At 68.9% G+C, this 19,650-nt stretch carries 28 protein-coding genes; 4 read left to right on the forward strand and 24 right to left on the reverse strand.

Annotated elements, in window-relative coordinates; all coding sequences use genetic code 11:
- Nucleotides 1-54: 54 nt before the first annotated feature.
- From ACFCV3_RS41620 to ACFCV3_RS41670, 11 genes are all read right to left on the reverse strand, one after another.
- Complete coding sequence (locus tag ACFCV3_RS41620) at nt 55-471, reverse strand: hypothetical protein (protein ID WP_376040793.1); 417 nt, start codon at nt 469-471, stop codon at nt 55-57.
- A 52-nt stretch (nt 472-523) separates the two neighbouring features.
- On the reverse strand, nt 524-748 hold the full coding sequence (locus ACFCV3_RS41625; protein ID WP_376040795.1) for a hypothetical protein: 225 nt from the start codon (nt 746-748) through the stop codon (nt 524-526).
- Between the two features lie 565 nt (nt 749-1,313).
- On the reverse strand, nt 1,314-1,910 hold the full coding sequence (locus ACFCV3_RS41630) for a MobC family plasmid mobilization relaxosome protein (protein ID WP_376040797.1): 597 nt from the start codon (nt 1,908-1,910) through the stop codon (nt 1,314-1,316).
- A 788-nt stretch (nt 1,911-2,698) separates the two neighbouring features.
- Nucleotides 2,699-3,331, reverse strand: a complete 633-nt coding sequence (locus tag ACFCV3_RS41635; protein ID WP_376040800.1) for a bifunctional DNA primase/polymerase — start codon at nt 3,329-3,331, stop codon at nt 2,699-2,701.
- Nucleotides 3,328-3,801 carry a hypothetical protein gene (locus ACFCV3_RS41640; RefSeq protein WP_376040802.1) on the reverse strand — a complete coding sequence of 158 codons (474 nt, stop codon included), beginning with the start codon at nt 3,799-3,801 and terminating at the stop codon, nt 3,328-3,330. Before ACFCV3_RS41640 ends, ACFCV3_RS41635 begins: the two co-directional genes overlap by 4 nt.
- A 245-nt stretch (nt 3,802-4,046) precedes the next feature.
- Nucleotides 4,047-4,745: a hypothetical protein gene (locus ACFCV3_RS41645; protein ID WP_376040804.1), complete on the reverse strand. Its 699-nt coding sequence runs from the start codon at nt 4,743-4,745 to the stop codon at nt 4,047-4,049.
- On the reverse strand, nt 4,742-5,269 hold the full coding sequence (locus ACFCV3_RS41650; RefSeq protein WP_376040807.1) for a hypothetical protein: 528 nt from the start codon (nt 5,267-5,269) through the stop codon (nt 4,742-4,744). The genes ACFCV3_RS41645 and ACFCV3_RS41650 overlap by 4 nt, the downstream gene beginning before the upstream one ends.
- Nucleotides 5,266-5,820, reverse strand: a complete 555-nt coding sequence (locus tag ACFCV3_RS41655) for a hypothetical protein (protein WP_376040809.1) — start codon at nt 5,818-5,820, stop codon at nt 5,266-5,268. The genes ACFCV3_RS41650 and ACFCV3_RS41655 overlap by 4 nt, the downstream gene beginning before the upstream one ends.
- Nucleotides 5,821-5,911: 91 nt before the next feature.
- Nucleotides 5,912-6,379 (reverse strand): hypothetical protein, encoded by a 468-nt coding sequence (locus tag ACFCV3_RS41660; protein WP_376040812.1) that lies wholly within the window; start codon nt 6,377-6,379, stop codon nt 5,912-5,914.
- 64 nt (nt 6,380-6,443) lie between these two features.
- On the reverse strand, nt 6,444-7,139 hold the full coding sequence (locus tag ACFCV3_RS41665) for a hypothetical protein (RefSeq protein ID WP_376040815.1): 696 nt from the start codon (nt 7,137-7,139) through the stop codon (nt 6,444-6,446).
- Nucleotides 7,139-7,465 carry a hypothetical protein gene (locus tag ACFCV3_RS41670; RefSeq protein ID WP_376040818.1) on the reverse strand — a complete coding sequence of 109 codons (327 nt, stop codon included), beginning with the start codon at nt 7,463-7,465 and terminating at the stop codon, nt 7,139-7,141. Before ACFCV3_RS41670 ends, ACFCV3_RS41665 begins: the two co-directional genes overlap by 1 nt.
- 132 nt (nt 7,466-7,597) lie before the next feature.
- Here ACFCV3_RS41670 and ACFCV3_RS41675 point away from each other — a divergent pair, with 132 nt between their 5' ends.
- Both ACFCV3_RS41675 and ACFCV3_RS41680 read left to right on the forward strand, forming a co-directional pair.
- Complete coding sequence (locus ACFCV3_RS41675; protein ID WP_376040821.1) at nt 7,598-7,954, forward strand: hypothetical protein; 357 nt, start codon at nt 7,598-7,600, stop codon at nt 7,952-7,954.
- Between the two features lie 52 nt (nt 7,955-8,006).
- Nucleotides 8,007-8,291 (forward strand): hypothetical protein, encoded by a 285-nt coding sequence (locus ACFCV3_RS41680; RefSeq protein WP_376040824.1) that lies wholly within the window; start codon nt 8,007-8,009, stop codon nt 8,289-8,291.
- A gap of 148 nt (nt 8,292-8,439) precedes the next feature.
- Here the strand turns inward: ACFCV3_RS41680 and ACFCV3_RS41685 are convergent, their stop codons facing one another.
- From ACFCV3_RS41685 to ACFCV3_RS41740, 12 genes are all read right to left on the reverse strand, one after another.
- Entirely contained in the window at nt 8,440-8,928 is a 489-nt protein-coding gene (locus ACFCV3_RS41685; RefSeq protein WP_376040827.1) for an antitoxin VbhA family protein, read from the reverse strand.
- Nucleotides 8,929-8,969: 41 nt separating this feature from the next.
- Complete coding sequence (locus ACFCV3_RS41690) at nt 8,970-9,821, reverse strand: DUF6919 domain-containing protein (RefSeq protein ID WP_376040830.1); 852 nt, start codon at nt 9,819-9,821, stop codon at nt 8,970-8,972.
- The gene (locus tag ACFCV3_RS41695) at nt 9,818-10,084 is read right to left on the reverse strand and encodes a hypothetical protein (protein WP_376040832.1); all 267 of its coding nucleotides are present in this window, start codon (nt 10,082-10,084) and stop codon (nt 9,818-9,820) included. Before ACFCV3_RS41695 ends, ACFCV3_RS41690 begins: the two co-directional genes overlap by 4 nt.
- Nucleotides 10,085-10,086: 2 nt before the next feature.
- Complete coding sequence (locus ACFCV3_RS41700) at nt 10,087-10,767, reverse strand: Pycsar system effector family protein (RefSeq protein WP_376040834.1); 681 nt, start codon at nt 10,765-10,767, stop codon at nt 10,087-10,089.
- On the reverse strand, nt 10,764-11,348 hold the full coding sequence (locus ACFCV3_RS41705) for a hypothetical protein (protein ID WP_376040837.1): 585 nt from the start codon (nt 11,346-11,348) through the stop codon (nt 10,764-10,766). The genes ACFCV3_RS41700 and ACFCV3_RS41705 overlap by 4 nt, the downstream gene beginning before the upstream one ends.
- Nucleotides 11,349-11,507: 159 nt before the next feature.
- Nucleotides 11,508-11,681, reverse strand: a complete 174-nt coding sequence (locus ACFCV3_RS41710; RefSeq protein ID WP_376040838.1) for a hypothetical protein — start codon at nt 11,679-11,681, stop codon at nt 11,508-11,510.
- Between the two features lie 55 nt (nt 11,682-11,736).
- Complete coding sequence (locus ACFCV3_RS41715; protein WP_376040841.1) at nt 11,737-12,435, reverse strand: hypothetical protein; 699 nt, start codon at nt 12,433-12,435, stop codon at nt 11,737-11,739.
- Nucleotides 12,436-12,497: 62 nt separating this feature from the next.
- On the reverse strand, nt 12,498-13,181 hold the full coding sequence (locus tag ACFCV3_RS41720; RefSeq protein WP_376040844.1) for an HNH endonuclease family protein: 684 nt from the start codon (nt 13,179-13,181) through the stop codon (nt 12,498-12,500).
- Nucleotides 13,178-14,518, reverse strand: a complete 1,341-nt coding sequence (locus ACFCV3_RS41725) for a ParB/RepB/Spo0J family partition protein (protein ID WP_376040845.1) — start codon at nt 14,516-14,518, stop codon at nt 13,178-13,180. The genes ACFCV3_RS41720 and ACFCV3_RS41725 overlap by 4 nt, the downstream gene beginning before the upstream one ends.
- A complete protein-coding gene (locus ACFCV3_RS41730; protein ID WP_376040847.1) occupies nt 14,515-14,763 on the reverse strand; it encodes a hypothetical protein in 249 nt (82 codons plus the stop codon). The genes ACFCV3_RS41725 and ACFCV3_RS41730 overlap by 4 nt, the downstream gene beginning before the upstream one ends.
- A complete protein-coding gene (locus tag ACFCV3_RS41735; RefSeq protein ID WP_376040850.1) occupies nt 14,760-16,742 on the reverse strand; it encodes a hypothetical protein in 1,983 nt (660 codons plus the stop codon). The genes ACFCV3_RS41730 and ACFCV3_RS41735 overlap by 4 nt, the downstream gene beginning before the upstream one ends.
- An 82-nt stretch (nt 16,743-16,824) precedes the next feature.
- The gene (locus ACFCV3_RS41740; protein WP_376040852.1) at nt 16,825-17,019 is read right to left on the reverse strand and encodes a hypothetical protein; all 195 of its coding nucleotides are present in this window, start codon (nt 17,017-17,019) and stop codon (nt 16,825-16,827) included.
- A gap of 301 nt (nt 17,020-17,320) precedes the next feature.
- Between ACFCV3_RS41740 and ACFCV3_RS41745 the strand changes: the two genes are divergently transcribed.
- Nucleotides 17,321-18,259, forward strand: coding sequence for a ParA family protein (locus ACFCV3_RS41745; RefSeq protein ID WP_376040854.1), 939 nt, complete (start codon nt 17,321-17,323; stop codon nt 18,257-18,259).
- Nucleotides 18,260-18,363: 104 nt separating this feature from the next.
- Nucleotides 18,364-18,891 carry a hypothetical protein gene (locus tag ACFCV3_RS41750; protein ID WP_376040857.1) on the forward strand — a complete coding sequence of 176 codons (528 nt, stop codon included), beginning with the start codon at nt 18,364-18,366 and terminating at the stop codon, nt 18,889-18,891.
- 140 nt (nt 18,892-19,031) lie between these two features.
- Here ACFCV3_RS41750 and ACFCV3_RS41755 read toward each other — a convergent pair whose 3' ends face one another.
- Nucleotides 19,032-19,511: a hypothetical protein gene (locus tag ACFCV3_RS41755; protein WP_376040860.1), complete on the reverse strand. Its 480-nt coding sequence runs from the start codon at nt 19,509-19,511 to the stop codon at nt 19,032-19,034.
- Between the last annotated feature and the right edge of the window lie 139 nt (nt 19,512-19,650).

The raw sequence follows: 19,650 nt of genomic DNA on the forward strand, positions 1-19,650 counted from the left end.
ACCAGTTGGCGCCGCCGTACGGAGTGAACGGGGTATGGCGAAGTGCGGTTGGGTTCAGGTTGAGTGCGGTTCAGTGCGGATGAGTGCGGCGTGGCGACGCAGCGGTTCGAGATCGGCCTTGGCGATCCGCCGGTAGAGACCGGTGCGCGGCGCGTGCTCCTGCAGCAGCTCCAGGCACCGCGCCCAGCTGACCCCTAGGTACTCGGGAAGGTTGGGGATGTAGACGCTGTCGGCGAACCAGTCCAGGCGCCGCTGCACGATCGGCGCGAGCTGCGCGACCGCGACGGCGTCGACGGCCTCAACCCGGTACAGCGGGGTGTTCTCGTAGACGGAGTGGAACGCCAGGACGCCGTCGTCGACCAGGACCTCGACGTCCCACCGCCGCACCTCCAGCCCGGTGCGGTTCTTCAGCCGCACCGCGGCATCGTGGCCTCCCACCAGCTCGCTGCCGGCCTCGCTACGCATCGTCATACAGGCCATCGTCTCCCCCGCCACCGACAACCCCAGGTCACCCGGCCGGGGGTCAGGTGCTGCGGCCGGCGGCTTCCAGCTGCGCCGTGAGCCGGCCGCCGTCCGGCCGCCGTACGACGGCCATGTACCGGTCGCTGCCGATCGGCGCGGGCTGCCCGGTCACCTCGTAGCGGTCGCCGTCGACGACGAACACCAGGCCGACGCAGATCCGGCCGGCCTGCAGCCGGTAGCTGCCCGGCGCGACCCGGACCGCCGCCACTTCGGCCTCGTCACCCACACCCCCACGGTGCCCCTGCACAACCCCGGTCCGCCAGGCCCCTGCCGAGATCATGGCCCGTGATCTCTAACTTGCTCTGCACTCCCCACCCTCGATGTCACGTCCCCCGCCCGCCGTACCACCCCCACTGGCCACCAGTTCCCCCTCTGCTTTTCCACCTCTCCGAACCACCGCCACAACCCCCTCCCCCCACACACTCTTCTGCCCTCTCCGACCGACACCTCCCTCATCGGTAGTTGGAGGAGGGAGGTGTCGGTCGGAGAGGGCAGAAACCGCAGGTCACAGGGGGGTCGGGTGGGGGTCGAAGGAACACCCTAGAAACACCCTGTTGACACTTTCGCGGCCAGCGCGGCGGCCGGATCCAGGTGCCCGCTCGACGGGTCGCCAGCCGTACGGAAACCCGCCGTACGACCGCCCCTGAACAGGCCAGCGCAGCGACCCGGAACCGGGACTTTTGATTATCTTACGGTCCAACTTGCTGGCGCTCCGGAGCCACGAAACGGGCCTCAGCTGCCGTCGTCAACGGCCGGGCCGGCAGACGGCGGCCAGGTCGCGATCAGGTCGGTCAAAGCGGCGGACATTTCCCCAGTACGTCATCAGGCAGCCCGGACAGCGCGTCCTCGGCATCCACGCTGTCCGCGTCCCAGACGTCGACCACCGCCCCGGCATCGGCGTCCTCGTCGGCCTGGTCGACGTCGTCGGCCTGGTCGTCTTCGAGGTCCGGTTCGACCGGCCGGCGGGTGGCCGCGGCTGCGGGGTTGGCGACGTCGTCGAGCAGCTGCTCGATCCGGTCGAACAGGCCGTTCAGCCGGACCTTCAGGTCGAAGGCCTGCTGCGGGAAGACACCGTCGGCGTTGGCGTGCTTGGCCAGCTGGTTGATGTTGGTCGCGATCCCGCCCAGGGTGCGCTGCAGCGCGAACAGCTGTGCCATGTCGTCGCGTCGCTGAGTCGGTGTCTGCCCGGTTTCACCGGCGAGTGTGGTTTCGACCAGCAGCCGCGGCAGCGACACCTTCTGGTCGGCTGCCCTCGCCTTCAAGACGGCGGCCTCGTCGGCCGACAGCTTCACGTCGACCCGGGCCCCACCTGCCGCCCGGCCGCCTTTCACGTTCTGCCGTCGACGGCGCTGGGCGCCGGCCTTCTTCGGTACGCCGTCCTCGCTCACCCGGTCCCCCGTCGTCTCCAGCCCAGCGCAGCGCCCACCCGCACACGGTGCCAGCGCTCACCGGCGCTCGCCAAACGGCCGAAGTTAGCCCGGCTATCGGTATAGCTTGCTCGGTCTCGGTACGGCGGATCGGCTGGTCGGTTCGCCGTACCGAGCTGCCGATTCCGGCGGAATCACCGCCTGTGGATAACCGGCCCGGCCCGGGCGCGAACTGGTGCATCTTGGAGGTAGGAGTTCGGGAGACGAGGCCACGACCGGCGTACCCGTCAGGTGCCGCAGCAGACGGCTACGGGGACCACGCCGACCGCAGGCCATCCCCCGAACTCCGCTGCACCCGCCGGCGTCGCGGCCGCGGTTCTTCGTGGGCGGCCGTACGGCGTTCTTCCGTACGGGCGGCGTCTCGTCGACCAGCTGCAGGAAGCGGCGGGTCGCGGGCATGGCAAAGGCCCGCCAGCGTCGAGCGGAAGCTGGCGGGCCTTGGGTTACCCAGTGGATCCGAAGGACCCGGGATGCTGACTACATCGATCCCGGCGCCGCTGCGTTACAGCAGTTCCCGGGTCAGGAACAGGAGCAGCCGTACTGGCAGTCCAGGCCTGACCGGCCGCACTCGCAGCAGTGCGCGGACGGGGTCATGCTGTCCCAGCCTTCGGGCCTTTCGCTCGCGCGCTGGGCGTCGTCATCACACGGGCAGGCGCCGCACCAGCAGCCGCACAGGCTGCAGGTCAGCTGGTCGTCGATTTGGGTCACGTTCGCCATGAGAGTCACTTTCCTCGGTCGTGCCGACAGTTTCAGTTCAGCTCGTCCGTGGCCGTGCGTGGCCGCGGACGTGGTGCTGGTGCTGGTGCTTGGTCAGGTTGCGGGCGGCGGGCGATCAGTGCGGTCAGCCAGGCTGGTAGTGGCGTGATCGGTACGTCGACCACGACCGTGTACGTGCGGCCGTCGACGATCGATCCGGGGCCGGCCAGGTAGCCGCCCAGGGTGCGGCCGGGTCCGCGGATGTCGATCCCGGGACCGAGCCGGGATGTGCCGCCGGACACCGACGCGACCAGCAGCCCGGGCGGCACCCGGAACAGCAGGTGGCGGCCGTCGTGCGGGGTGGCGACCTCCAGCGTGACCGGCCGCGGCTGTTCCCACCGCTCACACAGTTCGGTGAACTGGGCGACGCCGTCGACGCCGGCGTTCGCGCCGCCGGTCGTGTGCCGGTCCAGGTCGATCCCCACGATCCCGGACGCCCGGCAGGCAATCCCGATGTTCGCCCCGGCCGGCCACGCCGCGAGCCCGGAGCGGCTGGTGACGATGGTGTGCTGCCAGCCCGGCGCGGCAGCCTTCTGGCCGGGCGGGAGCGGGAACACTGCCAGGCCACGATCGAGCAGCGGCACCGGATCCGGTGCCACCGGCGGCGTGGCCGGAGTGATGATCACGGCCGCGCCGGGGCATCGCAGTTCTGGCCAGGGTGAAGGCTTCCGCAGTCAGAACACCTATCCGCGCAGGAGCAGTCGTAGCCGCTCCGGGTGTCACCACCGCACTCAGGGCAGGTGTAGTACGCGTCGCTCGGCTCCTGGTCCGCACCCATCCAGTCGTCGTGCCGCCACCCCAAACACCGCCCGTTGTAACAGGCACACCCGCCGGGGCACTCGGGGCAGGCCATCGAGGCAGTCCAGCCGCAGGTGTGGCAGATGACCCGGTTGGCCGGGTCGTTGCGCTTGTCCTCGAGGACCGCCACCGCGTCCTTGTAGGTGGTCACGTCGACATACACGCTCAGGATCTCTTCGAGCGCGTCGCGATCGTCGGTGTCGGGGTGGTCCAGCAGCGCGATCGCGTCGACGTGCTTGACACCCAGCTGCGTCTTGAGCGCGGCCAACTGGTTCTTGCGTGCGTGGTTCTTCGGCATCTTCGAGCTCTCGTTTCCGCGGGGCGCGGTGATCCCAGACTCACCAGCCCGCCAAGAGCGAGACCAGCGACAAACCAGCAGAAGGGGGTGGGGCCCGGTGCGGAGCACCTTCGGTGTGCTCGCCTGGTCTGGGCCAGACGAACCGGGCCTCGAGCCGGGCCCACGGTCTCAATGACCGCAGACCCGACTGTAGAACACGCCACCGACAAACGACGTACCGATCGCAGGGTGTCGAGAAGCCGGGGTCAGTAGACCCAGCGGGCGATCGGGTCGCCGCCGGTGATGATCGTGTTCACCCTGGTCGCGACCCGGCCGTAGGCCTCCGACTGCGTCGGCGACAGCTCCACGGTGTCACCGGCCACCAAGATCACGTCGACCATGAGACGGGTGTCGTCATCGGGCACCTGGTTCAGCAGCAACGTCAACAGCAGCAGGGGACGGACCAGCTTCGACTGCAGGTCCACCGTCTCCTGACCGTCACAGATCAGATCGAGCAGTTCGGCCAGATCACGCAGCCGCCGCAGCTCGTCGGGGTCGGCAACCTTGGCCCGCTCGGTCGAAGTGGTGGCCAGCTCGATCTTGGCCACCGCGTCCATCAGCAGCAACCGGTCGGCGGCATCGATCTGCACGGCCCGGAACGGCACGCGCTCCTTCCCGTCGCTGTACAGCCGCGGCCGGACGCTTTGGTCCGGCTCGACGGGCGGCCATGCCAGCTCGTCCATCGCACCCCGCAGCACCTCCCAGACCCGATAGAACGCGTTGAGCGCCTCACGGCCCGCGATCGGCTTCGGAAGCCGCCACGGCTCCTGTTCGGTAGCCGACTCCTCTTCGCTCACCGCGAGATCCAGCAGCAGCTCCTCGGCAGCCCTGAACGCCGGTACGAGCTCTTCGGCCTCGGGCAGCAGGATCCAGCTGTGCTCGTCCCAGCTGTTCGCGGGCCTCATCGCGGGCCTTCTTCCCCGGCCACCGGCCCGGTGCCAGCAGCCACTGCCCCGGATCCGGCCTCGCGGGTCCGGACACCGATCGGCGTCTCCGGCAGGGCAGGGTCGCCGTCCTGCACGGCGTACCACTCCTTCGGGGTCCGGTCAGGGTGACGCTCGTAGTAGGCCACGGAGTAGTCACGCCGGGCCCGTGTCCTGGCGTCCTGGTCGATCCAGTCGCGGATCACGTCGGCCGGGTGACCCGTCAGCTCGGCAATCTCGTCCGGGCCGATGCCCTCGTCCAGCAGTCCGAACACGGCCGCTTCCAGGAACCGTTTGCTAGCCGACTGCAGATTGCTGGCGGCCCGGATCTTCGATCCCAGATCGATTTCCTCAGACGCCAGCCTGGCCGGCCTCCTCATCTGTGCGAACCACATGATGTCTCCCCATGCCTCGTTCAGGTCGACGTACTCCGAACGGGGCCTCGGACAGTCCTCGACGCTACGGGGCGCTGTCCGCTCCAGCGCCGGCTCGTTGCGGGTGCTCACTGTTCATCGCCTCCCAGCACATCGCCGGCGGACATCGGCTTCCAGTTGCGGCCGCTGACGTCGTTCAGGACCGCGGTGTCACCGGAGTGCATCGCGGCCCGCATGCTCATGCCCATCAGGGACTTCGCGACCGCGATCAGGTCGTCGCAGCTGTACTCGTCGGTGCGCCATCCCAGATCGTTCATCCGCTCGGCGAGCAGCTGCAGCTGGCCGGCGGTCTGGTGCGCCTGGCGGGCCAGGGCCGCGGCCGCAGCAAGTTCGGCCGGGTCGATGGGTTGCGGTTCGCGAGGCCGTACTCGATCGATCCGGACAATCGGATCTGCCTGGTTCGGGGCCGGGCTCTCGCGATGGCACGGGCACCCACACCAATCCCCGGTCTGATCGCTGCACTGTTCATGCACGCCGATCGAGCACTGCTTGCCGCGGTGATGGTCGTACGGGCGGCGATCGGTGCCGTCCGCGCCGGTCAGCCGGTTGGTGTATTCGTCGTCGGTCTCGCCGGGCAGCGCCGGCGGCATCTCGGGGTACCAGCTGCCTCGTGGGGTGTTCATGGGTTTGTTGTCCTCTCGCGTGGTGTGATGACGAGAGGCCGGGGCCGTTAAGGGCGGTCCCGGCCGCCTATCGCGTCGTACAGGTGCAGGCTCAACCGTTGCGGACGGCGTCGAGCCAGTCCCCAAGCAGCCTGTTGCCGGCGTCATCGAAGGCACGGAAGTGCGAGACCTTGAACTGCACTCCCTCGCTGGACAGGGTCGCCAGCAGCCGCAGCCGACTCAGCTCGGTACTCGACATGACCAGTAGTTCGTCCGCGGCCGGGCCGGGGTTCGGCTGGTCGGCCTGGAACCGGTCCGCCTCGGCGTCACTAGGAACGTTCCACCCGAAGGCCTCCTTGTACGCGGCCTTGTAGGCATCGACCTCTGCAAACGCTGCCGCGAGCAGGTCCAGGTTCAGCGACGCCCGGCCGTTCTCGACGCCGGCAATCCCTGGCACCCGGTCGACCAGGTGGGCCAGCTGCGGGTGACGGCCCAGCAGCCACAACGCGACGCCGTACGGGTGGTCACCCGGTGGCAGCGCACCAGTGGTGTCCGGCCAGTTCGTGATCGTCTTCTTCATCGTGGTTCCTCTCGTCGAGGTGTTGGTGTTGACGATGCCGGATCGCACCGACACTCGCACCCAGTCACTCGCCCCAGGACTCGATCGGGGCCAGCTGAACTCTCTTTTCGTCCGGGTCGCGCCGGGAACGCAGAGTCTTCTGCGCGGCCCGATACATCCGGTGCAGCTCGTTCACGCGATCGGCCTTCGCGACCGTTTCCGGGTCGTACGTGGTCTCGGCGGCGGTGACCGCATCTGCGGCATCGCGGCCGATCTTGAACAGGATCTGCATGTCGATCAGCGTGTAGTCGCCGGTCTTCAGCTGCGCGCTGCCGTTGACCGCAACCAGCAGATCTTCGACGGCCGCGATGACATCGGCCTGGTGGGTCTTGACCCACCAGAAGAAGCTCAGGTGGGAAGACCGCCGGCGGCGGGCACTGGACGGGTTCGCACCGTTGAGCCGCCGCTGGTAGCGCTGTTCGGCGGCCTGCCGAGACGTCACTCCCAGCCCTGGTGCCAGGTCCGACATGGCCATCGACAGCTCGTCGTGGCCGATCCGGAGCAGTTCGCGCTCGTGCTCGTCCAGTTCCTCGCGCAGCAGCATCAACATCGCCAGCGCGTCCAGCACCACCGCCCGATCGGAGCTGCGCCCGGTCTGGAGGTCGCTCACCGCGGCCTCGAACACACTGCGGGGGCTGTCGCCGCCGTAGCGGGTGTGCAGCCGGTCCAGCGCGTCTTCCGGCTCGATCGGGGCCGGCTTCGGCTTCGCAGGCCTGCCCATCACGGCCGCCCGGCGAAGTGGTCGACCAGCGCCCGCCGATTCCCGAGCAGATGCCGGCGGCCCAGCCGCTCCAGGGACCACAGCAGCGCCACACCGGCCGCGGCTCCAGCTCCCGCCACCACCAGCCACACCGCCGTCCCCGGATACCCCTGGACCAGGCACGACACCGCCAGCCCGACCACCAGCCAGCTCAACGCCAGCCACACCAGCACCACAGCACGCCGAACGGCGTACGCGGCATCTCGGCGATCGAGTTCGGCGGCCAGCTCAGCCGGAAGCTCCCCCGCCGTGTCGGCGTCTTCCTTGCGCTCAGGCGATCTCGCCATCACGGCACCTCCCTACCAATAAACGACAACATGGCATTGACGGTAACCAGCCCTGCAGTATTCGTCAACGCTTCATTGTCTAAAACTCCACGGGTCTTCATTTCTTTCGCACACCTGTTCGATACTGGGCGCGTGGAGGTCCGGTTCCTGGTGCGGCGCAACGACACCGGCGCGTACGCCGTGTACGACTCGCTGGCCGGCACCTGGTGCACGCCAGGCCGTACCGGACGGGAATCCGAAGCTCAGCTCGCGGCCGATCTCAACCAGCTCGCCGGCAGAGTCGGCAACCGGCTCGGCGCCGTCCGGATCCCACCCGAGCCGATCCCCGTCGAAAAGGTGACCTGGGTGCCGGCCGGAACGATCGACGTCTGGATCCGCGACGTACTGCCCTCCGACCGGGCCGCCGGGCAGCAGTGGCTGGCCCGCCTCACCAACGAACACGGCCACTCCGAATGGGTACGCGGCAAAGACCTTCGACCGGACAGCTGACGCGCGCCACCGCTCCCCTGAACGGTCAGACAGAGGACTCAGACTGGTGGTCATGGATTACCGCCGGCAGGACTCGATCAACCGGCTGCTGCTCGATGGGTGGCAAGACCGCAGCGTCTGGGGGTACGACACCGGAACCGCCAGCTTGTTCGCCCAGCTCACCCGTAACAGCACCCCTCCGGAAGCCGACCGGCCCGACGTGTGGATCACGCCGCCCACGCACCCGGCACTGAGTCAGCACGTCCATCTGGCCGCCTACATCGCCAAGGCGACCGGTGCCGAGCTACCCGACGTCCTCGACGCCATGGCCGACGGTCAGGACGCTGCCGGCACCTGATCTCGCACCTGCCGCGATCCCGCTCTCCCGGCCGCTCACTGCTAGTGCAAGAGGTGTGTGGGACTTCAGCAGCGATGCTCCGGGTGCGGGGCAAGACGAAGGCCTCCGACCGGGATGTTGGTCGGAGGCCTTCGCCGTACAGGGTGGGTCAGGAAGCCGGTTCGGGCTCGTCGGGGTAGTGCTTGCGCAGAGCAGCCAGATGGGTCGCCGGGTCCTTGCTGGCACCGCCGTCCTCGAGGTAGGCGCGGAACCTCTGCACCTCGTCGACGTCGCCGGCGGTGAGCCGAACACCGGGCGGCCCGCAGACCAACGCACCCGGCAACACGTCGCCGATCGGCACCGTGCCCTTCTCGTCGTCCATGACCATGTCGCCGGGCTGGGGTGGCAGCCCGTAGAGGCGCTGCCCACGGCGGACCAGCTCGTCGACGCCGAACTCGCCGTCGATGTAGCGGTCCTGCAGCGCCCTGGCCGCATCGGTGGACCGGCGGCCTTCCAGCGCGGTTGAGTGCCGTACTTCGGCGATCGACGCGGCCCGTTCTTCGCGGGTCGATTCCTGCTCGGTCATGCCGTCCTCCCGTCGTACTGCCTTCCTGGCGCGGCTCAGGCGCTGCCTGGCCGCCATGTTCTCGCGCGTCATGCTGTCGCCGCCGGTACAGCGCCGGCCACCCGCGCGGCACATCAGGCCGCCGCCCACCAGCGCCAGTCGGCCAGGCCTTCGGCCGTCACCTCGTACGGCAGGCCCTCCACTGCCCGGAACGGCGCTTCCGGGTCGCGAGCGACCAGCACCGGCTTGGTCATCCGGTGCTCTCCCGGCCCGGACAGGTAGACCGCCCGCTTGGTCGGGCCGATCGGCGCCGACCACTCCGCCACGTACGGCGCCGGATCCGGATCCAGCCGTCCCGGCGTCACCTCGAGCAGCTGCTTGCCGTCCAGCGCGGTGACGGCGGCGGTCAGGGTTGACCACAGCACGGTGTCACGTCCCCAGACCGGGTCGATCACCGTCACCTGCACCGCCGCGCTCACCGCCTTCACCGCGGTGCGGTTGCACGCGCCGAACATCAGCCGGATGGCCGACGCCGACATCCAGGAACCGAACGATGCGCCGTACGACGTCACGACCACTGAGCCTTGGCGGATCGGGCTGCCGGCGGTGTTCACGATGCAGATCAGGCCGCGCACCCGCGCGGCCGCGACGATCGACCACAGCAGCTGCTCGTCGTCGACGTAGCCCTGCACCGTGGCCCGCTGCATCCCGCCGTCGTCTTCGATCACGCCCGGCTGGGAGCCCTCGGTGACGAACCCGGCCCGGTTCACGGCGGCCAGCACCGGCACCAAGGGCAGCGTCTCCTCGTCCGGCACGTCGTACCCGTTCGTGTGGAACGCCAGATCGCCTTCCAGCCAGCGCGCGGTCAACAGCCCCAGATCGGCCAGGCTGTCGGCCTGCAGCCACTGCTTCTTGCTCGCGGCCCGGCGGCGCCGGTGTGCCCACTGGGTCTTCAGCCATGCGATCGCGTTCGTCGCGGTCTTCATCGCGGTTCTCCCTGGCTGGTGGCTGGCGGGTTCGGTACGACGCGGAACGGGCGTACTGAGGACCTCACCAGCTCCGGGCGGCCCGGGACAGGGTCGACGTCGACCAGCGTCGCGTTGCGCAGCATCGCGGCGTGCAGGTGCGGGTTCAGCACCTGTGAAACCAGGTTGGGCGGGAGTGCTCGTCGCAGCATCTCCAGCGCGGTGATCACGTCGACGACGTCGGCCACGGTGATCTCCTGGATGTCGAGACGGTTCACCGCCATGGTCACCACGCTCCGATCAGCGCGGCGAGTGCCGCGACCAGCAGCCCGGCGGTGCCGGTCTGGATCGACAGCCGGACCAGGCGGTGCTTCAGGTACGCGATCCGCGACAGGGTCACGACGCGCAGGCAGGCCGCGTCGGCCACGTCGGCGTCGTTGCTGAGTCGCTTGGCTAGCTCGTCGCCTTCCATGGTGCGTACGGTCGCGAACTGCATCCAGTCGTGGTGTGTTTCCGGCCGGCGCCGTGGCAGCCGCGACAGCACCGCCCCGGAGGCCAGCATCACCGCGACCAGCAGCAGCACCACGGCCGCGACCTGCAGCGGGCCGTCGATACCAGCGGTCCCGCTCGCGACCGCACCAGCCACGACCAGCTGCACCGGGGCGGCGAAACCGGCTTTGGCGTCAGCCCGCCCGATCTCGGCGGCAACATCGCTCGCCATGGCATGGGCCTTTGCCGCGAGTGCGGTCGCCTCAGCTGTCTCGGTCTGCTGCAGCTGTAGCTGCAGCATGCGCTGCTGATCCTCGTTGGCCTGCAGGTCCCGCTGCACCAGGTAGGCCTGCCGGTAGTCCATTCCTTTGAGGCGCGTTGTGTCCTCACCATGCTTTTTGGCGAGCTCGGTGAGCTCACGCCGAATGGCGACCGGGTCGACGATCGTCGGGCTGGTCAGCGTGTTCTGGTCGGTCATCGCAGGCTCCCAGCGGTCGCGATCGAGACGGGCGGCATGTCGGGCAGTGGTGGCTGGACCGCGAACGGATGGACGTACAGCCGTTCCTTGTCTGCTCCGACCGGGTGGTGTCCGACCAAAGCCTCGACAGTGGCGAGGGTGTCGTAATCGGTCGACCCGTGAGGCAGGTAGCCAGGGAGCTGCTTGCGCAGCTGGACCAGCAGGATCAGCGCGTGGGCGATGTCGTCGTAGGTGAGGGTGGTCGGCCGGGTACCGGGCGCCGGGGCCGGCGGTTTCGCTTTCTCGACGCAGTCGGTGCACAGCAGCTCGCCGTGGTCCAGCCTCAGCTCGCCCAGTTCGGTCAGGGCGTGTTTGGCGTTCAGGGCCGCGATGTGTGCGTGGTCACCGTCTTCGGTGCCCTCGAAGCCGTCGCAGCCGGGGGTGCTGCAGGTGGCGATCCAGCACGGCACCGTTGAGCGGCGTGCGGGTTTGCCGGTGTAGTTCTTGCCGGCCCACTTGGTCGCGGCCTTCCTGGTCGGGAAGTGCCACTGGTCACCATCGCGCTCCAGGATCCAGCAGCGACCGGCGGTCTCGGTGATCATCGGGAAGCCTCCTGTCCGTACGGAGGGCGGCTGGCGACGGTTGCGTGCTCGTTCGGGTTGGTCATGGTGTTGGTGTCCTCGCGCTCGTGGTTCGATGAGCGGAGGCCGGGGCCGTTAAGGGCGGTCCCGGCCGCCTTCCTTGCCTGTGGCACTGGTGGTTCAGCAGCTGCGGACCTGGACCGTCGTCCCGGTCCGGTACAGCACGTTGCGCTTGCGGTCGTGGTCGATGCTCACGGCGCCGCCGGTGATCCGTACGGCATGGATCCGGTTCCACCGCCCGTGGCCGTCAGCGATCTGGTCGCCGGACAGCACCTTCTCGATCGGCTTGTCCATGGAGTGTTTCTCCCTCCTGGTTGCCCCGCGGGCGGTTCCCCGCGGGGAGCACGGTTCATTCCGGGATGTGACGGCGGGCATCCTCCGCCAGCGCGAGCACGGCTTCGGCGATCTCGAGATCGGACGCGGTGAAAGCCTCGCGGCTGCGCAAGGTGATGGCAGCGGTCGTCTCCGCACCCTCCAGCACCGTCTCCCAGGCACTCGGTGACGCGGTGCCGGACTTGATCTTGTCCAGCAGGCCACCCAGCCGCTCCCAGCCATCGGTCGCGGTTTCACGCCTGGCCGCTGATGCCAAAACCTCGTACAACGCGGTCACGGCCTGAGCGAGGGTGTCGCGGCGGGTCGTGGTGGTCTCGGCGATCTCCAGCCACGCAGCGAAAGCGGCCTCCTGCCGGGCACGTCGCCGTGCCTCGGTCAGGTCGCGGCCGGTCGCGTTGCGGACCCGGCGCTGGTAGCGCTGCTCGGCGGCCTGCTTGGACTTCACGCCCAGCGCCGGCGCCAGCGCCTCCAGCGTCAAGCCCTCGGTTTCGCGGCCGTGGATCAGCAGCCGCCGCTCCACCTCGTCCAGGTGGCCACGGGCCAGCCACAGCACCGACAGCCCGTCCAGCACCAGCTCGGCGTTGCCTTCCCGGCCGGGGTGCCGCTCGATCGCCGCCAGCGCCTCGTCGGCCGCATCCCGTGCATCCGTCACCGCTAGCCGGTCCTGCAGCCGTTCCAGCGCCGCGTCGGCCTGTTCTGCCCGTCCATCACTCATGAGATCAACGCTACGTTGACTTTTGCTATAGGTCAACGCCGCGTTGATTTCTATCCGGGTAGTCATTTCGGGCAGGTGCGGGTGATGGCTTGCGCGGCGGCCTGGTCGTCGCGGGTGATCGCCAGGCCGTAGGCATTGGCGACCTTCAGGTAGCGCAGGGTCCAGGTGCAGCGGTAGGCGCGGTTGACCGGCATCCACTCCCCCGGGCCCTTGTCGCCCTTGGAGGCGTTGGTCGCGCCGTCGACGGCCAGCAGGTTGGCCGCCTGGTCGTTGGCGAAGTCGGTACGGCGCTGCGGCTTCCAGCCGGCGGCGCCGAGATCCCAGGCCCGCGCGAGCGGGTAGATGTGGTCGATCTGGACCTTGGCGGCGTCGGCCTTGCGGAACGCGACCTTGCGGCCGGTGTAGGGGTCTGCCAAGGTGCCAGCCTCGACGACGCACTTGGACCGGGCACGTAGCTGGACGTCGTCCAGCTGGTCGGCCAGGACGTCGTTGCGGGTGTCGCAGCCATTGTGGCCACCGCGGCCGGCGTGGCTGTCGGTCCACCGCTGCCCGAACTCCTTCCGGGCGTACCCGGCAACGTCGGGCCGCTTCGCGACCACCTTGGCCTTGGCCAGCTCGGCACGAATCGCCTTCGCCTCACCCGTGGCAGGCGCCGCCGGGCCGGCACCGGCAGGCGGCAGCGAACACCCGGCCAGGACTGCCGCCGCGGCCGCGCCAGCGGCCACGACGGCGTACGCCCGGTTCACGACGCCTTCAGCTCAGCGCGGGCGGCCTTGTCGGCAGCCTGCTGCTCGACACGGGCCAGCTGGGCGGCCTCCCAGTCGGTCGGCTCGTACCCGGCCTCGTCGATCAGCCGCTGAACATGGGCGGCTTGGCGCGGTCCCCAGTTCGTGTACGACGACCGGGCGGTCATCTCGGTACTGGCCACCGTCATTGCCCACGCGAGCCAGGCCCACTTCTCCTGGCCAATCCCGTCGCGCCACGAGTACACGTCGGCCGCGCCCGGGCTCACGCCGGCGGGCAGCCAGGACTTCAGCAGCTTCAGCGCCTCGAAGTGGCCGACGTCGCCGTGCACAATCGCGGCCGCCAGCTCGGCAGCGAGCTGGTCCGCGGCCGGCGGCTTGGCCACCAGCTGCATCAGCGCCGGGCGGCGGTTCTTCGACGCCTGCTTCCGCGCGGCCGTGTCGCCGCTGGCATCGGCCGACGTCGTGGTTGATTCCCGCGGAATCGTCGAGAAGTACGACAGCCCGCGGGCGGTCGCCTCCGCACGCAGCGTCCCGGCCTTGCGGGCCTTCGCGATCGCCTTCGCGTCGTACAGGGTGTGGTCGTAGCGGTTCCTCCCGAACATCGCGATCGGGTCGATCAGCTCCACACCCTCGTCGGCAGCCTGCTGCTCGAACTCGGCACGCTTGCGGGCCGCCTCGATCTCGCGCTCGATCTCGGCGACGCATTCACCCAGGTCCGGGTCGAACGGCTCCTCCGCATACATGCGCCACGCCCGCTCCCGGGCATCTGCCGGGAGGCCGGCCAGCTTGACCGCGTCCGCGAGCTTCACCCGGCCCTCCGACGCCTGCTCCTGGGCGTCTTCGGGCAGCTGCAGCAGCGCCAGCCGCTTCGACACGTGCGGCTGGGACTTGCCGCACGTCAGCGCGATCTCCCGCTGCGACATGCGCAGAGCCACCAGGTCGGCGTACCCGCGGGCCTCCTCGATCGGGTCCAGGTTGATCCTCTGCAGGTTCTCCACGATGAACGTCCGGCTGGCCGCCTGCGCTGAGGCCAGATCGGGCCGGATGATCGCGTCGATCGTCTCCCACTCCAGCAGCTCGGCGGCCGCCGTACGGCGGTGGCCGATCACCGACACGTACTCCAGCCCGTCGGCGGCCTGGATCCAGCCCTCGGCGGCGTCGCGGTAGGCCTCGACGAACGCGGCCATCGGTACGACGACCACCGGCTGCAGCAGCCCGTTGGTCTGCATCGATGCCGCGAGCTCGTCGATGTGCTTCAGCTCGCGGCGCGGGTTCTTCGGGTGCTCAGCGATCGCCTTGACCGGGATCCGGCTCAGCACCAGCTCCGGGGCGCTCATCGCCGCGCCGCCTTCATCAGGGCAGCGACCAGCTTCGCCTGGTTGTTTGCCGGCACCCCGCACTCGTCCAGGAACCTGCCGACCACCAGGCGAGCCACCTTCTTGTCGGCAGTGACCCGGGCGGCCGTGCTGATCCGGGATGCCCAGTACGAGACGTCGTCAACACAGATCCCTGCACGGGTCAGCACGGCCGCAACCTTCAAGTCCGCCTGCACCGGGTCGATTGCCGTACGCCGCCCGATCATCGCGACACCTGCTCACTGGAGCGGAGCTCGAGCACGAGATCGGTCGCGATGAAGTCGGCCGCGGTGGCGTAGTCCAGGCGGTCCTTGACCTCGTCGGCCAGCCGGTCCAGGTCGTAGGTCGTGGCGGCGATCGTCGCGCCGACCTCGTCGTCCTTGTGCAGCTCGCGGATCCGGCGCTCGATCGCGGCCGCGATCGCCTTGCGGCGGGTGTTGGTGCGTTCCTCCTCTCGCGCGACTCGAAGCGACTCGTGAACGCCGTACCCGTGCTCCACGGCCAGGTCCCGGGCGCGCTTGGTCAGCCGCGGCTCCCGCAGCCACTGCCCCGGCCCGTACACCGGCGCGGTCTCGGCGAGCTTGCCCGTCCCGCGCAGGCTGTCGCGGCGACGGGCGCTGGAGTGGATCAGCCACAGCACGTAGGCGAAGGCCGACAGGCCACCGAACCCGAAGGCCAGGAACCGCTCATCGGGTGCCCAGTGACCCCAGACGTTGAAGATCAGCGCGACCAGAGCGGCGAACAGCGACATGGTCCGGTAGCCATAGGCGTTCTCTCCCCGGCGCCGCCGCACATCAGCCAGCGCGGACGTGGCCACGCCACCAAGCTCGATCACCGCGACCGCCGGCGCGACCAAAGCGATCTTGCCGAAGGTCGAAAAACCGGTCTGCGGCCACGGGATGTGGTTGACGGCGGCCCAGACCTGGCCGACGAGGGCAGCCGTCGCCGCGACCCCGTAGAAGGCGTAGGCCACCTTGTCGGCACCGGTGGTCTCGGTGGGCGCGATCAGCGGGGGTGCCGCCTGTGTCGGCTCGGTTTGCCCCGTGGTCGGCACGAGGTCGCGTGCCGACTCGGCACGACGAGCATCGGTCTGTGTGCCGATCTCGGGAGTCGGCACGGCCTTCGTGCCGATCGGCATGCCGACGTTGCTGGTCGGCACGGAGCTGCGTGCCGACTCGGCACGCTTGGTCTGGGTCGGCATGCCGACGTTGCTGGTCGGCACGGAGCTGCGTGCCGACTCGGCACGCTTGGTCTGGGTCGGCATGCCGACCTCCTGAGAGTCCGTGCCGATCGGCACGCTGGTCGGCACGAAGGCCGTGCCGACTCCCGGGGTCAGCACGGTCGGCACGAAGCTGTGTGCCGACTCGGCACGCTCGCTCGACATCGGCATACCGACCTCGGTGCCGGCACCAGTGGCGTGCGCTGTCGGCGCGGGGGCCTGGCTGGTGCCTTCGAAGAGGTCCAGGAGCTCCCGAGGTCCCTGGGGTACATCAAGGTGCGTGGCGGCTGCTGTCGTCGCATCAGCGGGGCTCTCAGCCGCATTAAGGGGCTGATCCGGCCAGTGGGGGGTATCCAGGCCGGTCTGACCGGGCAGGGAGGAACGAATCGGCGTGGTTGAAAGCGTGCGTGCCGACTCGTCTGCTGAGGCGGTCATCAGATCGTCGTACCAGGAGTTGGCATGCTGATCCGTGCCGATCTCGCTGGGGTCCGTGCTGATCGGCACGGACCGGTGTGCCGACTCTGCAATCGGCACGCCGCTCGGCATGCTCGGTGTGCCGACCTCCGGGATCGGCACGCTTTCCGTGCCGATCTCCATGCCGACGTCGCCGGTCGGCACGGAGGCGCGTGCCGACTCGGCACGCTTGGTCTGGGTCGGCATGCCGACCTCCTGAGAGTCCGTGCCGATCGGCACGCTGGTCGGCACAAGGGCCGTGCCGACGACACGGTCGGCATGCCGATCCGGGTTCTGCTCGGCGGTCTTGGTGTCGATGCCCGCCTCTATCTCGGCGCGGGCCGTGTTCAGGCGGTCCTGCCACCAGCGGACCTTGTTCTGGGGGTACTCCTCGGCCAGGGTCGCGCCGCTCACGCGGGCGCCGGTCTGCCGGGCTTCCTCGAGAGCTTTGCGGGCGATCTGGACGCCGACGTCCCGTCGGGTCGGGAAGTCTTCGGCCTCGTCCAGTGCACGTTCCAATGCGACATCAGTCATGATGTGGGTGTCTCCTATTCGCTCGTCTCAGGGATGGATGGGTGCGCTGGCCGTCGCAGATGTGCAGTCTGCGGCGGCCTTTTCACGCGTGAATCCGGCTCAGAACGCTCCGTGCGAGCTCCGGGTCGCTCAGGAGCTCGTTCGACAGCGCTCGGTAGATCTTCGCCAGCGTCACACCGCGGCCCTGGTGCATCCGCCATTGCTTCATGTCGCGGTGCAGTTCTGCATCGAGATCTACCGTGATGCGAACCTGCGCTCCTTCCACATGCGTACTCATAGCTGTGAGAGTAGCTGATATTTACTGCAATTCGTATAGCCAGGTGTATAGCCGCGTGTCGTGATGGGACATCTAGCCGTGTCTCATGTCCCATCACAGCGCTATTCGCAAGGGTGTGGTTGTCACGTCGACCCTCAAGCCATGCAGGCGGTGGTGTGGTACGGCGGGGTGAGCTGCTATGCAAACGACGTCGGCGCTGTGATGCGGCGGCTAGCGACAGGACGCCACCGGGTGGGTCACTATGGATGTGGTTAGCGGATCTACTACGCCGTACGGTGGACGAGCCAGAGAGTGAACCCGAATGGATACACAGGAGCTGCAGCAGCTGCGCCCAGCGTTGAGTCGCGTTGTCGCGATCGGCAACGGCAAGGGCGGGTCGTACAAGACCACTCTGGCGTCGAACGTCGCCGGCCTGACCGCTGACAGCGGCATGCGGGCTCTCCTGATCGATCTGGATCCTCAGGGCAACCAGTCGGAGGAGCTGGGTCTGACCCAGGCCGGCCGCAAGGACGGCGGGGGAGAAGCGCTGTTCGATGCGATCGCCCGGGGCAAGCCGCTCACTCCGTCCCACCCGGACATCAGGGACAACCTGGACCTGGTGGCCGCCGACCGGATCAACACCGCGGCGCTCGCCAGCTGGATCACGACCTCGGTCGGCCGCGATCGTGCCGCCGTCTTCGCTCTCGCGAGAGCGATCGCTCCGATCGCGCACAACTACTCGCTCATCGTGCTGGATCTGCCTCCCGGCAACGAACCACTCATCCAGATCGCCATGAGGGCAGCCCGCTACCTGATCATCCCCACTCAAGCCGACATCTCCTCGATCGAGGGCATGAAGGAGATGGGAAGCAAGTTCGCGGAGGCACGTGCGGGCGACAACCCGGACCTGGAGCTGCTCGGGGTAGCGGCCGTCGGCATCCCTGAAGCCGCCAAGACGCTGCGCAAAGAAACCATCGACGACATCCACGCCGTCTTCGGCGGGCAGGCCCCCGTGTTCAAGACGATCGTGCGGCACGCGATCGTGCCGGCCGTCGACGCTCGCAAACGCGGCCTGATGGTGCACGAGCTCGAGGCCTTCGTCCCGACCAAGGCCCAGGCCCTGGAGCGGTTGCGCCTGCGGGCATCCGGTGTTGACGTCGAGCGCTCGGTATCCAGCACCGCCACCAAGCTGGCCGGTGATTTCGCCGGAATCACCGAAGAAATCTTCACCGCAATCGCCCACCGGGAGGCTGCCGTATGAGCGAGAGGCGATCCGAGCTGCCTACGGGAGGGCTCCCAGCAGGCAACCTCAGCGAGATCTTCACCCCGCCAGCCTCCACACCGCGCCAGCGTCTGGGCGGGATCATGAATCCAGTTCCGCCGGCGGCCGCGCCAGCCGCGTCTCCGGCCGAACCCGGTGCTGCGTCGGCGCCCGCGAACCCGGCAGAACCGACTGAGAGCACCACAACCCCGCCGGCAGTCGAGAACCCGCCGCCGGCTCTGCGGGCAGTCGAGAAGAAGCCAGCCCGCAAGACCAGTCGGCCGATCATGATCGTCTACATGCCCCGCGACCTGCGGGACTGGCTGCGCAAGGCCGCGGCTGGATCGACCCAGCTCACCGTCGTTCTGGACGCTGTCGAGCAGGCTGAGCAAGACGGCCAGCTTGGACGGATGGTCGCCGCAGCCGAGCAGCCCGACACCAGCGGCCTGTTCGAGCGTCCCAGCTCCACCAAGGGCAGCAAGGCTCACATCCAGGTCGCCCTGTCGGCCCTGCCATCCCACGTCGACGTGCTCAACCAGCTCACGGCCAGGCACGACGCGCCCGACCGCAGCGCACTCATTCGCGCGGCGCTCACCTACGCACGCCAGCACCCACGCAAGCACCGCGCGTAAGTAACGCACAGTCACGCTCGCGCGCGCATGAGACATGGGACATGGGACGCGGAAATTGGTCTCTATACGCGCGCAGGCGCGTGCGAGAATCGGTTGTCCCATGTCCCGTGACTCATCTACGGAAAGTAACCATCGGCGGCTCATCGGCGGCGGTTCCTCACCCGGGTGACCGGGGGAAGGCCGGCCAGTTCCCGGGCCAGAGCGGCCTGAGCGGTCCGGACCTCGGCGCGCCGCTCGGAGCCTCGCTCCATGCCGATCTCGGCGAGGTGCTGATCGTGGGCCTCCAGCACTGCCTGCCGGGCGGCCTGTGCCCGGGTCATTGCTTCGTTGGCGATGTCGAGCTCGAGGCGCGGGTGGTCGTTGACCGGGTCCAGCTGGTCCAGGTGCCACTGGAGCATCTTCATCGGCTTGCGGACCGCGCCGGCGTCGGCCTTCTCGGCGCGGCCGCGGTCGTCCTTGGTTCGGGAGTCGTAGTTCGTGCCGGGGGAGTAGCGACCGGTGCGGCGGTAGATCGCGTCGAACGCCTTCACGAAGTCGTTGGGGGTCCAGACGTAGGGCAGGTTCGTGGCGGTGAACCGCTTGAACTGCCCCTGGAACATGCCGGGCGCTGTGCCCTTCATCCAGAGCACGCGGTGGCACAATGCGACTGCGATGTCTCGATGGACCCCGTAGTAGCCGTCAGCGCGCTTCTGGCGCTTCCCAGAGCCGTTCCTGGTCGCCGACCCCCCGGCGCCACCTCGAACGCACCGAGCACCTCGG

It is taken from the genome of Kribbella sp. NPDC056345, from assembly GCF_042262745.1.
Classification (GTDB): domain Bacteria; phylum Actinomycetota; class Actinomycetes; order Propionibacteriales; family Kribbellaceae; genus Kribbella.

Excerpts from the sequence above, each read along its gene's own strand:
- ACFCV3_RS41710 (WP_376040838.1), bottom strand. The coding sequence starts at position 11,681 with ATGGACAAGCCGATCGAGAAGGTGCTGTCCGGCGACCAGATCGCTGAC.
- ACFCV3_RS41755 (WP_376040860.1), bottom strand. The coding sequence starts at position 19,511 with ATGAAGGGCACAGCGCCCGGCATGTTCCAGGGGCAGTTCAAGCGGTTC.
- ACFCV3_RS41670 (WP_376040818.1), bottom strand. The coding sequence starts at position 7,465 with ATGGCGAGATCGCCTGAGCGCAAGGAAGACGCCGACACGGCGGGGGAG.
- ACFCV3_RS41640 (WP_376040802.1), bottom strand. The coding sequence starts at position 3,801 with ATGCCGAAGAACCACGCACGCAAGAACCAGTTGGCCGCGCTCAAGACG.
- ACFCV3_RS41750 (WP_376040857.1), top strand. The coding sequence starts at position 18,364 with ATGAATCCAGTTCCGCCGGCGGCCGCGCCAGCCGCGTCTCCGGCCGAA.
- ACFCV3_RS41645 (WP_376040804.1), bottom strand. The coding sequence starts at position 4,745 with ATGAGGCCCGCGAACAGCTGGGACGAGCACAGCTGGATCCTGCTGCCC.
- ACFCV3_RS41680 (WP_376040824.1), top strand. The coding sequence starts at position 8,007 with ATGGATTACCGCCGGCAGGACTCGATCAACCGGCTGCTGCTCGATGGG.
- ACFCV3_RS41735 (WP_376040850.1), bottom strand. The coding sequence starts at position 16,742 with ATGACTGATGTCGCATTGGAACGTGCACTGGACGAGGCCGAAGACTTC.
- ACFCV3_RS41685 (WP_376040827.1), bottom strand. The coding sequence starts at position 8,928 with ATGACGCGCGAGAACATGGCGGCCAGGCAGCGCCTGAGCCGCGCCAGG.
- ACFCV3_RS41730 (WP_376040847.1), bottom strand. The coding sequence starts at position 14,763 with ATGATCGGGCGGCGTACGGCAATCGACCCGGTGCAGGCGGACTTGAAG.
- ACFCV3_RS41740 (WP_376040852.1), bottom strand. The coding sequence starts at position 17,019 with ATGAGTACGCATGTGGAAGGAGCGCAGGTTCGCATCACGGTAGATCTC.
- ACFCV3_RS41700 (WP_376040834.1), bottom strand. The coding sequence starts at position 10,767 with ATGACCGACCAGAACACGCTGACCAGCCCGACGATCGTCGACCCGGTC.
- ACFCV3_RS41660 (WP_376040812.1), bottom strand. The coding sequence starts at position 6,379 with ATGAAGAAGACGATCACGAACTGGCCGGACACCACTGGTGCGCTGCCA.
- ACFCV3_RS41695 (WP_376040832.1), bottom strand. The coding sequence starts at position 10,084 with ATGGCGGTGAACCGTCTCGACATCCAGGAGATCACCGTGGCCGACGTC.
- ACFCV3_RS41655 (WP_376040809.1), bottom strand. The coding sequence starts at position 5,820 with ATGAACACCCCACGAGGCAGCTGGTACCCCGAGATGCCGCCGGCGCTG.
- ACFCV3_RS41725 (WP_376040845.1), bottom strand. The coding sequence starts at position 14,518 with ATGAGCGCCCCGGAGCTGGTGCTGAGCCGGATCCCGGTCAAGGCGATC.
- ACFCV3_RS41745 (WP_376040854.1), top strand. The coding sequence starts at position 17,321 with ATGGATACACAGGAGCTGCAGCAGCTGCGCCCAGCGTTGAGTCGCGTT.
- ACFCV3_RS41620 (WP_376040793.1), bottom strand. The coding sequence starts at position 471 with ATGACGATGCGTAGCGAGGCCGGCAGCGAGCTGGTGGGAGGCCACGAT.
- ACFCV3_RS41715 (WP_376040841.1), bottom strand. The coding sequence starts at position 12,435 with ATGAGTGATGGACGGGCAGAACAGGCCGACGCGGCGCTGGAACGGCTG.
- ACFCV3_RS41705 (WP_376040837.1), bottom strand. The coding sequence starts at position 11,348 with ATGATCACCGAGACCGCCGGTCGCTGCTGGATCCTGGAGCGCGATGGT.
- ACFCV3_RS41665 (WP_376040815.1), bottom strand. The coding sequence starts at position 7,139 with ATGGGCAGGCCTGCGAAGCCGAAGCCGGCCCCGATCGAGCCGGAAGAC.
- ACFCV3_RS41690 (WP_376040830.1), bottom strand. The coding sequence starts at position 9,821 with ATGAAGACCGCGACGAACGCGATCGCATGGCTGAAGACCCAGTGGGCA.